This is a genomic window from Crocosphaera watsonii WH 8501 (genome assembly GCF_000167195.1).
Classification (GTDB): Bacteria; Cyanobacteriota; Cyanobacteriia; order Cyanobacteriales; family Microcystaceae; genus Crocosphaera; species Crocosphaera watsonii.
The window spans coordinates 552762-564660 of record NZ_AADV02000001.1; the positions used below are offsets into that span (position 1 = coordinate 552762).

Consider the following 11899-nt stretch of genomic DNA (forward strand, 5'->3'; position numbering starts at 1 on the left):
CGATCGCAAAAAAGATCAGCTTTGTCGGCTACAAACCGCTATAATTGGTAGAAACACCTCCCAGTTGTTGGTCAAGAACAAATGTATCGAAAAGAGGAGCAACCTTTACCGCCCCCAGAAAAATTTGAATTACCTTTCGAGGGCAAATTGTCCCCCAATAATCGTTGGGTAATCATGGCAGAGTTGATACCTTGGGATGATTTTGAGGAAGAATATGCTAAACTTTTTTCAGCAGAAAAAGGTGCGCCAGCCAAACTATTTAGAATGGCATTAGGGACATTAATTATTAAGGAAAAATTAGGAACAAGTGATAGAGAAACTATAGAACAGATTAGAGAAAATCCCTATCTACAATACTTTATAGGTTTAAATTGTTATCAACAAGAGCCACCACTGGAATCTTCAATGCTAGTTCATTTTAGGAAAAGAATTGATGGAGAATTGATAAACAAAATCAATAAAAAAATAGTAAAAAGAGAAATAGACAAGAGTGATAAAGAAGTAAAAAAAAAGGATTGTCTCCAAGAAAAAGGAGAAAAAATAAAAAATAAAGGTAAACTAATTTTAGATGCGACTTGTGCGCCAGCAGACATCAAATACCCAACGGATTTAGGCATATTAAATCAAGCCAGAATTGAGACAGAAAGAATAATAGATAATCTTTATAAACCATTAAGAGTAAAATTGAGAAAAAAGCCGAGAACTTCTAGAAAAATTGCTAAAAAGGAATACTTAAAAATAGCTAAAAAACGAAAAGTATCTTATCAAGAAAGAAGAAAAGCTATCGGGAAACAGTTAAAATACCTTAAGAAAAATTTAGGAAATATAGAAGACTTAATTCAAGCTGGGGCTTCCCTGGAAAATCTGAGTAAAAGACAGAAAAATTGTCTAGAGACTATCAAAAAAGTTTATGAACAACAACAGTCAATGTGGGAGAATAATACCCAGAGTGTTCCTCAAAGAATTGTAAGTTTAACTCAACCGCATATTCGTCCAATAGTGAGGGGAAAAGCAGGAAAACCAATAGAGTTTGGAGCTAAACTCTCAGTAAGCTGTGTAGATAACTATGTGTTTCTAGACAAAATAAGTTGGGAAAACTTCAATGAATCTTGTCATTTAAAAGAACAAGTAGAAAAGTATAAAGAAACGTTTGGCTATTATCCCGAATCCGTCCATGTAGATAAAATTTATCGAACTAGGGAAAACAGAAATTGGTGTAAGGAAAGAGGTATAAGAATCAGTGGTCCGAAGTTAGGAAGACCTCCGAAAAATGTCAGTGAAGAAGAAAAGAAAAAAGCCCACTCCGATGAATGCTTCCGTAATGCTATTGAGGGAAAGTTTGGACAAGCTAAACGAAGATTTAGCCTAAATCTCGTGATGACAAAACTCCCTGAAACCTCCATTACATCTATTGCTATTACATTTTTAGTTGTCAATCTTTCTAAACTTCTGAGGCAGTTTTTGTCGCTTTTTTTGTCCTTATTTACTAATAATAGAACAGGGGAACTCATCGAACCGCCTTTCATTAATTTTGATTATACTTTAAACAATTTTTATGCACTAAAACTTATTGATTTGTCAGAAAATTCTTGGTCAAAAGTGGCATAAATTTTGGAGAAACTTTTTCAGCAAACCCTAATTAACTTAGGAGAAGTGGAAGATGGTTACGACGATCCCCGGGAGTCTGCCTATCTCAATGGTCAACCTGTAGTAGGTTTTTCCGTCTTTCGTAGCAGTGGCAGTGTCTTAGTTGGCGTAGAAGAAGAAGTTCGCAAAACCATCGCTGAGTTGGAGAAAACCCTCCCCGATGACCTGAAATTTTCCCTCATTTTTACCCAAGGAGATTACATTCGCAACAGCTATAGAGGAACCGTTGATGCGCTAATTTTAGGATGTGCCTTAACGGTGGTTGTAGTGGGATTGTTCCTCAAAGATTGGCGTGCCACCTTGATCACCTCCATCGCCCTTCCCCTCTCCCTTATTCCCACCTTTGCAGTCATGAGGCTATTTGACTATACCCTCAACGACATGACCCTATTGGCCTTAGCTTTGGCTATTGGGAACTTGGTGGACGATGCTATTTGTATGATCGAAAATATCGACACCCACCTACAGATGGGGAAAAAGCCTTTTCAGGCGGCCTGGGATGGGGCTGTAGAAATTGGCTTAGCCGTGGTAGCTACCACCGCAACTATTGTCGGGGTATTCCTGCCAGTGGCCTTTATGGGAGGCATTCCGGGTCAGTATTTTCAACCCTTTGGGGTAACAGTAGCGGTTTCCACCATGTTTTCAACCCTGGTGGCTACTACTATGATTCCGATGTTAAGCGCGGCTTTACTCAAACCGAAACGTCGCCAACCACAACATCAATCTAACCTTCGTCAACCTTCCTTCACACCTTACCGCAGTCTCTTAACCTGGTCCCTACGCCATCGTATTTTCACCATGTTATTAGCGATCGCCTTTTTTATCGCTAGTTTACAATTAATACCTTACATCCCCAAAGGATTATTTAGTAACTTAGATGCCGGGTTGAGTAGGCTTAATGTTGAGTTACCCCCAGGATCTACTCTGCAAGAGACAGAGGCAGTGGTACAACAAGCAACCAAAATTCTGGAACAGAGTCCAACAGTGGATCTAATTCTCGCTGATGTTGGAGATGATGGGGTTAATACCGCCTTAATGTACGTGAAACTCATCCCCAACGACCAACGAGACATATCTCAAGCCGTCTTTGAAGACCAAATGCGCCCCAAATTAACAGAAATTCCTGGAGCCAGGGTTACTTTTCGTCGGGAGGGTGCCGGAGGTGGTAGCAAGGATTTGTCCATTATCCTCAAAAGTGATAACCCAGTAGCCCTCAAGCAGGCTGCTGATACCATAGAAGAAGAAATGGTTCAAACCCCAGGATTAGTAGAAGTTACCTCTAGTTTGAGTCTAGTCACACCAGAAATCATTATTGAACCAGATCCCTTGCGAAGCACGGATTTAGGGGTTTCTGTCCAGGCGATCGCCAGTACGGCAGCTTTAGCATTTTTAGGTGATACAGACTCCAACTTAGCTAAATTTAACCTCCCTGATCGTCAGATTCCCATTCGTGTCAAGGTGGCTTCAGAAAAACGCAAAGATATTGAAACCTTGAAAAACCTACGGGTTCCCAGTAACGATGGCACTCTGGTTCCTTTAAGTGCAGTGGCAACCATTCGTTTAGGGAGTGGCCCTGCGGCAATTAAACGCTTTAACCGCAACCGCCAAGTGGAACTTTCGGCTAATTTAGAAGGGGTTTCTTTGGGAGATGCCCTCGAAACAGTACGGGGTTTACCAGGGATGACTTCTTTGCCCCCTGATGTTTCTGAGGAACCGTTTGGAGATGCCAAAATCATGCGAGATGTCTTTGCTCGCTTCGGAGCAGCTTTAACTATGGCTATTCTCTGTATTTATGGGGTTTTGGTGCTACTTTATAACCCAGATTCCGCACTTCAAAATGTAGTATAAAAAAATACATAGTTTTAAAAAGTCCGAAAATCATACCTGGGCAAGAATATTTCTCTTTTCATTAAATTTTTAGGAAAAATAATCAAATTAAGAAGATTTATACTCATTGAAAACTTAGCAAGACTCAGCACAAACGAAGGAGATTTTCCTCTTCTCATTTGATATCATTAGACTCTTATTCTTTTATTATTTTTGCTTTATCCAATTCAATTTATAGATAATATCTTTGACAAGATGCAGGTAATAAACTCAATATAAAACGCCTTTCTTCTGTTAAATTGACAATTTGTTTAACTCCGTTTAAAATCACATAATGAATACCTTGAAAACATTGAAATATCCACCTCAAAGTCGGACGCAATGTTACTTTCCCTACTTGATTATTTATTCCTTTTTTGACTCTTTTTAAACAATTTCTTAATTCTCTTTGCCCCAAGTTATAAATCAACAAACACAAAGACATTAAAAATAACATTGTTTCTATTCTTTCTGGTTTTTCAACGAAGAAACTATCAGTAAAAAACAAGGGATCTTTCAAAAATCGAAATCCTCTTTCCGTAGATTGCTGATTTTTATAAGTTATCAGAATTTCACTAGCTTCTAATTTATTTTCCTCTACTAAGTTAGTTGCTAAAATAAATTTTCCTGCTTCTTTAGTCTTTCTACTTATCTCTTCATCTTTTTTGATGATCAGACTAATCATTTTATAAATCTTTTCCTTTTTTTTCGAGTAAGTTTCAATCAGTTCAACTTCTTTTCTTTCCAACAATCTCAATTTTTTATTAATAGCTTTTAATTTATATCGAGCAGCTTGAGGATGTTCAAATTCTTCAGATTGTATTTCTTTAAGAAATTTTTGGGATTTCTTCTCTTCTTGGGAAAGTTGTTTTTCTAGTTTTTCCAAATCACTTTTCTGTCTTTTTTCACTCAAGACTATTAACCAAGTTTGCTTGATTCCACCATAAGTAACAATTTCTTCTTTCCAGGTATAACTTTCTAAATTCAGGTCACTTCTTTTTTCTTTATCTTCATCTTTTACTTCTTCCACCTCTATATTTTGCACTAATTCTTTTGCTTTTTTTATGGTCATTGGAACTCTCGTTATCCATTTTAAATGTTGGATTAGTTGGAGATTTTCTTGACCATATAAAGCACTATCACAAACCATGATACTATCAAACTTTATTTGCTTTTTGAATTCTACTAAAACTTTTCCAAATACAGCTTTATCAGATTCATTTCCATCTCCTACTCTCACAAATAATGGAATATCTCCATCTTGGCTTGTTATTAAATCCAAGACACATTGTTTTAAGTCTGGTCTATGATCCCGAGAATATCCTTTCTTAATAAAAATTGGTCTTTCTTTAATAATTTTTTCTTCTTCCTGTTTCTCTTTATCTTCTTCCCTTTTATATTCTCCATCTAAATGAAATGATGTGGAATCTAAATGGGAGTATTTAAGGTCTATTTTAAATTTTTTAATTACTTCTAAAACTACTTCAATAAAAATATCATTTAGTCCATATTTATATAATTCATCCATTACTCTCCCAATTTTATCATCATTAAGGTAATCAGGTTTAATTCTTTCTCCTAACAATTTCTCAATGGCTTTATCTTGAAAAAACTGACTGAATAAATATAGAGGTCTTGAAACAAATCCTAGTCCATTGATTAAAATAGACTTAACTACTGTACCTGCTGAGATTTTTTCTCTAACATCTATTCCTAATTTATTATTAATTATTTTGACTATTCCTATTTCATCAATTAAACCAGCTACTATCCCTAAATGGTCTAAATTTTTAACTTGTATTTCTTCTAAATAAGACATTTTTCGCTCTTTTTTTACAGAGGAAACAACTTAAGCAATTATCCTACTTTTTTGTCTTCAAGAGCTTAAGCAATTATACTTAATTATTAACCCCAGGCTTGTAGTATTTAATGCTACTTTTTGAAGTGCGGAATCTGGGGTAGAAATAAATAGGGCTAAAGTCTATATTTAAGGTGGCATCTCGTCCAGAGGTTTTGGTGATACGTCTGGCACTGATATCCACTGCTCCTGTGGCTACCATCTCGAAGCCTTCGGTAAAGCTAGGATTTACTAACTCAACTTTTGTGGCATCCCCAAATATAGCAGCAGCCATCGCATTGGTAAATTCTAAGTCAAATTCTGCCCCTGATACTGCGGTAGCGACTTTTAGATACCCTCTTTCAATAATGTCATCATAGATAGTGACTTCGGGATTGGCTACCATATCTAGGGTTGCTGAGTTATACAGTGTCTGACTCTCTTCTGGGGATTGAATTTCTAGATTTACCCCAGTAGGTTGATTGACTAGACTAATAATCTGGGTTAAATCGGCAATTGGATTGACTGCTATTACCAAAAAGATTGTTGTTATTAGCTATTACCGTGCCATAAATTTCGTCTCCTGAGTTGGCATTATTCCCAGAAACGATACTACTACTAATATTTGTTGTTCCTGAAAGGTTGAAAATTCCCCCGCCACTATTAGTAGCAGAGTTACCTGAAACTGTGCTATTACTAATACTTGTTGTTCCTGAGTTTAAAATTCCTGCGCCACCAAAACTAGCAGAGTTATCTGAAACCGTGCTATTACTTATATTTGTCGTTCCTGATAAGTTTAAAATTCCTCCACCAAACGCATCACTAGAGTTACCTGAAACTGTGCTATTACTTAGGGTTAAATTCTCACTGTTATAAATTCCTCCGCCATTACCAGAAGAATTGCCCTGTGTAATCGTTAAACCACTAATATTAACTACCTGTTGTGTATTATTATCACCATCGTTAATATTAAATACTCTACTGTTATTGTTTCCACTTACAGTGATATTATTTGTGTCTCCATCGATGGTGACTGATTTATCGATCACTAATTCTGTGCCGTTGAGGATAATTGTGCCGTTAGCAATACTATCAGCAAAGGTAATTGTGCCTCCATCAGTTATCATCCTTAAAGCATCCCTTAAACTGATTTCACCGTCTGCAATACCGTCGTCTTCGTCGTTTAAGGTATTAACTTCTAACTCAAATACTGATTCAAATGCCCCAATATCTGATTGTTGATTAAAAACTCGCGTAAATCCTGTACCCCGTTGATCTGTTGATAAGTTATCATCATTATTACCTGCATTAGTAGCAGGAGAACCCAGCACAAGGGCGATCGTTTTGTTTGAACCACCATTATCCTGTAAACCGTCGGGGTCTAGAATATTGTCTAGGGCTACATTCTCACCATCCGTTGTGGCATTAATATCATTTGCCCCGGGTGTGAAATTAACAAAAGCATCACTATTGGATTGACTGCTATTACCAAAAAGATTGTTGTTATTAGCTATTACCGTGCCATAAACTTCGTCTCCTGAGTTGGCACTATTCCCAGAAACGATACTACTACTAATATTTGTTGTTCCAAAAGCGTGGTAAATTCCCCCGCCTTCAGGAGCAGAGTTTCCTGAAACCGTACTATTACTAATATTTGTCGTCCCTGCGTTTAAAATTCCCCCACCTTCATCAGAAGCAGAGTTACCTGAAACCGTTGTATTGCTAATATGCATCGTCCCAAATAAGTTTAAAATTCCCCCGCCATAAGCAGCAGAGTTACCTGAAACCGTAGTGCTACTAATGTTTGTTGTTCCTAATACGTTGTTAATTCCCCCGCCATTCCCAGAAGCAGAGTTACCTGAAACCGTGCTATGGCTTAGGGTTAAATTCTCACTGTTGTTAATTCCTCCGCCATTACCAGAAGAATTGCCCTGTGTAATCGTTAAACCACTAATATTAACTACCTGTTGTGTATTAGAATCACCATCGTCAATATTAAATACTCTACTGTTATTGTTTCCACTTACAGTAATATTATCTGTGTCTCCATCTATGGTGACTGATTTATTGATCACTAATTCTGTGCCGTTGAGGGTAATTGTCCCATTAGCAATACTATCCGCAAAGGTAATTGTACCTCCTTCTGAGATCGCTCCTAATGCTTCTCTTAAACTTATTTCACCGTCTGCAATACCGTCGTCTTCGTCGTTTAAGGTATTAACTTCTAATTCAAAAATTGACCACTCATAAGCCCCAATATCAACTTGTTGATTGATCACTCGCTCAAATCCTGTACCCCGTTGATCCGTTGATAAATTATCATCATTATTACCCGCATTAATGGCAGGAGAATCAGTGACAAGGGCGATGGTTTTGGTTGAACCACCGTTATCCTGTAAACCGTCAGGATCTAGAATATTGTCTAGGGCTACATTCTCACCATCCGTTGTGGCATTTATATCATTTGCCCCCGATGTGAAATTAACAAAAGCATCACTATTGGATTGACTGCTATTACCAAAAAGATTGTTGTTATCGGCTGTTACCGTACCGCTATTACTATAAACTTCATCTCCTGATGTTGCACTATTTCCAGAAATAATACTACTACTAATATTTGTTGTTCCTGCAAGGTTGAAAATTCCCCCGCCATTCAAACCAGCCGAATTACTGGAAACCGTGCTATTACTAATATTTATCGTTCCACCCCAGTTACCAATTCCTCCAGCACTATAAGTAATCGAGTTACCTGAAACTGTGCTATTACTAATGCTTGTCGTTCCTCCAACGTTGAAAATTCCCCCGCTAAAACCACCCGCCAAGTTACCTGAAACTGTGCTATTACTTAGGGTTAAATTTTCTATATTCTCAATTCCTCCGCCATTCCCAGAAGAATTGCCCTGTGTAATGGTTAAACCGCTAATATTGACTACCTGTTGTGTATTACCCGGATTTCTCACAAATTAATTTGAAAGCCCAATCCAGAGATGAAAAATGATAATTTTTAGGACTAATAGAAATTTTGAATATAGATGAATAAAAAAATTGACTTTGATTATCCAAAAATTGAGTTTAAGAGGGAATAATTATATTAACTTTTGATTTTCTCCACTATAAATAAGACTAAATGAAAGTATCAGTCAGTCAACAACTTATGATAGATATCTTTTTTAAAAAACAACTTATTCTACTTATCCAGTATTAGGAATAGTTTTAATTCTTTTGTTAGCAATAGACAAAATATCTTGATAAGGACAAGCACTAGCTATAGCGATAATAATTCTTCTACAACTAATCTTTATTCTGGCTCCCAACTTAAGAAGATTTAGACGTATTCTTCCCACAGTTGCTTTAGCCAATGAAGTTTTTTTAAACAGTGTTGACGAAAAGCATTTATGAGAACATAAGCCCAGAAATGTATCCATAATCTTAGTTGATTACTTTGAAATGTTTGAGTTGAAGTTCTATCAGCTAAAAAGTCTAATTGTTGTTCTTTAATCCGATTTTCCATCTCGCCTCTCGGACAGTATTTTTTTGTATAAAGTTTTGAGGGTGGAATTTTTGAAGCGGGCAAAGATGTCACCACCTGGCGCATTTTTAAGCCATCACTTCCATAACAAACTTTTGTCACTACTCTTCTTTGACAACTCCATGACTTTTCTGTTTTATAACGAATAGAGCGATACCAAGTAGAAATTGGTACTAATTTTTTAACTTCTTCTAAATCTTCTTTTTTCTGAAATAAACTATCCATTAATTCAGTTATTGGAGCTAGTTTTTTTTCATATTCATGTTTGGCTTTTTCAATTACATCATCCGCTCGTAACTTAAGAACGCCATTTGTTCCCATAGCTATAACATAATCAACTAAAGGCTGATTTTCACAAAAATAGAAGATTTCTTCACGGGCATAGGCACTATCACCCCTAACTAGGATATGAGTCTCTGACCATTTTTCTCTAATTAGTCCGATAATTCTTTGTAATTTGTCTAAGGCTCCATCGGCTGGATCTACATTAGATGAACGAAGTTTAGCCACTAATAAATGATGCCCACAGAAAATATATAAAGGAGCATAACATACTCCGTGATAATAACTATTAAAAAATGCCCCTTCTTGATTACCATGTACTTGGTCATCCGTGACATCCATATCTAATATAATACTTAAGGGAGGTTTTTTATAAGACTCTAAACAAAATTCGACAAAAGATTTTTCAATGGCTTCAAAGTTGGGTTCTATTTTATGATAACGACTCGTTTTTTGGTCAAGAATAGTCTCAGGACAATATTCCAATCTATTAATTGTACTTTTTCCAGCTAACCATCCCTTTTTATCTTCAAGTTCATTAAGCTTTTCTAAAGCGATCTTAAGGGCAGGATCGTGACTTAATTTATCATGGTCATTGACATCTTCATAGCCTAAAATAATTCCATAAAGCCTTTGTGCTAATAACTCATGAACGGAATGATCTACATAAGATTGATGACGATGATCTTGAAAACAGTTACCAAACTTCTCGGTAATTCCCAGTTTTTTATCCAACTCAGCTATCCAGACAATCCCCGCATCTGAAGTGATTAGTCCCCATCAAAATTAGCGATTATTTCTTTTCCTTTCTGTTTACTAAAGTTGATTACTTGACGAGGGGTTCGGGGATGACTGGGACTCATTAAATCAGTTTAAGGTAAATTGCTTTAATAATTAAATTATAGCATATTTTATTCTAACAATCTAGTACTATTAGAGATTTTATTAATAATTTTTTTGGAAAAATGAGTGATTGATTTATCTTTTCATCTTTGTCTAATTCGGGTTGATTTTAACTTAAAATCTGACAACAGACTGTTGGTTGGGGAAATCTGCGACCGCTCTGTTCAAACCCACTTCCTGTAAGGCTTCTGTGTTTGGCGATCGCAGATTTTGTGAGAAATTCGGGATTAGAATCACCATCACTAATATTAAATACTCGACTGCTATTATTTCCACTTATAGTAATATTATCTGTGTCTCCATCGATGGTAACTGATTTATTAATAACTAATTCTGTGCCGTTGAGGATAATTGTTCCGTTGGCAATACTATCGGCAAAGGTAATTGTGCCTCCATCTGCGATCGCTCCTAATGCTTCTCTTAAACTGATTTCACCGTCTGCGATACCGTCGTCTTCGTCGTTTAGAGTATTAACTTTTAACTCCAAATTTGACCACTCAAATGCCCCAATATCTGCCTGTTGATTGATAACTCGCTCAAATCCTGTCCCCCGTTGATCTGTTAATAAGTTCTGATTATTATTACCTGCATCAATGGCAGGAGAACCCACTACCAAGGCGATCGTTTTGGTTAAACCACCGTTATCCTGTAAACCGTCAGGATCTAAAATATTGTCTAGGGGTACATTCTCACCATCCGTTGTGGCATTAATATCATTCGCCCCCGGGGTGAAATTATCAAAAGCATCACTATTGGATTGACTGCTATCACCAAAAAGATTGTTGTTATTCGCTATTACTGTACCAGAAATATTCTTTACTTCGTCTCCTGAGTTCGCAGCATTATTTCCAGAAACGATACTGCTACTAATATTTATCGTTCCCGCCCCGTTGTAAATTCCTCCAGCACTATCGCTAGCATAGTTCCCAGAAATCGTGCTATTACTAATATTTATCGTTCCGAAGAAGTTATTAATTCCTCCACCCCCACTAATAAGACTCATAGCATAGTTCCCAGAAATCGTGCTATTATTCAGGGTTAAATTTTCTCTGTTATCAATTCCTCCTCCAAAATGAGTCCTACCCTTTGTAATAGTTAAACCGCTAATATTAACTACCTGCTGTATATTAATATCACCATCGTCAATATTAAATACTCTACTGTTATTGTTTCCACTTACAGTAATATTATCTGTGTCTCCATCTATGGTGACTGATTTATTAATAACTAATTCTGTGCCGTTGAGGATAATTGTGCCGTTGGCAATACTATCGGCAAAGGTAATTGTGCCTCCATCTGCGATCGCTCCTAATGCTTCTCTTAAACTAATTCCTCCTACTCCAATGCCATCATTTTCATCAACTAAGGTATCTACTACTAAACTGGTATTTGCTTCTGCTTGATATACTTGTCGATCAATTACTACTTCTACTTGATCATTTTCTGCTCTTGCTAATGCCAATTGTTCATCCGTTAAGCTTTCTCCTCTCACCAAAGCTGAAAATATAAAACCTTCATCCCCTTGACTATCTTGGAAATTAATTAAATGATCAATTCCGTGAACATATTCTTCTAAAATTACGGCTATGATTTGACTTTCTGGGGCGTTGTCAATAAATTCTTGAGCGAGGAATATTTTATTTAATTCTGCCACATAAACCCCATTAGCACCACCTAACTCACTCTGTGATTTAATATCGACTGTGGGCAAGGAGCTAAAATCACCCTGAATTAACTGTTGAGCTAAATTTTCAAGGGCAAGGTGATTAAACCCGTTTCCGAAAGCTAGGGTGAAATTTTCGGAAGTAAAACCTTGATTAATAATAAAGTTTTGT

The 11899-nt window shown here is 36.6% G+C and carries 5 protein-coding genes and 2 pseudogenes; 2 read left to right on the forward strand and 5 right to left on the reverse strand.

The features are described from left to right. Positions 1 to 81: 81 nt before the first annotated feature. Complete coding sequence (locus CWATDRAFT_RS02775; RefSeq protein WP_007303557.1) at positions 82 to 1608, forward strand: IS5-like element ISCwa2 family transposase; 1527 nt, start codon at positions 82 to 84, stop codon at positions 1606 to 1608. Between the two features lie 27 nt (positions 1609 to 1635). Continuing rightward, positions 1636 to 3465 (forward strand): annotated as a pseudogene (locus CWATDRAFT_RS02780) (efflux RND transporter permease subunit); the annotation flags it as partial. Positions 3466 to 3706: 241 nt separating this feature from the next. Here CWATDRAFT_RS02780 and CWATDRAFT_RS02785 read toward each other — a convergent pair. From CWATDRAFT_RS02785 to CWATDRAFT_RS31505, 5 genes and pseudogenes are all read right to left on the reverse strand, one after another. Beyond that, on the reverse strand, positions 3707 to 5332 hold the full coding sequence (locus CWATDRAFT_RS02785) for an IS1634-like element ISCwa1 family transposase (protein ID WP_007303559.1): 1626 nt from the start codon (positions 5330 to 5332) through the stop codon (positions 3707 to 3709). 79 nt (positions 5333 to 5411) lie between these two features. Further along, positions 5412 to 5888, reverse strand: a complete 477-nt coding sequence (locus CWATDRAFT_RS02790; RefSeq protein ID WP_007303560.1) for a type 2 periplasmic-binding domain-containing protein — start codon at positions 5886 to 5888, stop codon at positions 5412 to 5414. Continuing rightward, the gene (locus tag CWATDRAFT_RS02795; protein WP_007303561.1) at positions 5842 to 8310 is read right to left on the reverse strand and encodes a beta strand repeat-containing protein; all 2469 of its coding nucleotides are present in this window, start codon (positions 8308 to 8310) and stop codon (positions 5842 to 5844) included. Before CWATDRAFT_RS02795 ends, CWATDRAFT_RS02790 begins: the two co-directional genes overlap by 47 nt. A gap of 231 nt (positions 8311 to 8541) precedes the next feature. Continuing rightward, positions 8542 to 10024: pseudogene (locus CWATDRAFT_RS35415) on the reverse strand (IS1380-like element ISCwa5 family transposase). A 149-nt stretch (positions 10025 to 10173) separates the two neighbouring features. After that, positions 10174 to 11775, reverse strand: coding sequence for a choice-of-anchor Q domain-containing protein (locus tag CWATDRAFT_RS31505; RefSeq protein ID WP_232286945.1), 1602 nt, complete (start codon positions 11773 to 11775; stop codon positions 10174 to 10176). Positions 11776 to 11899: the final 124 nt, after the last annotated feature.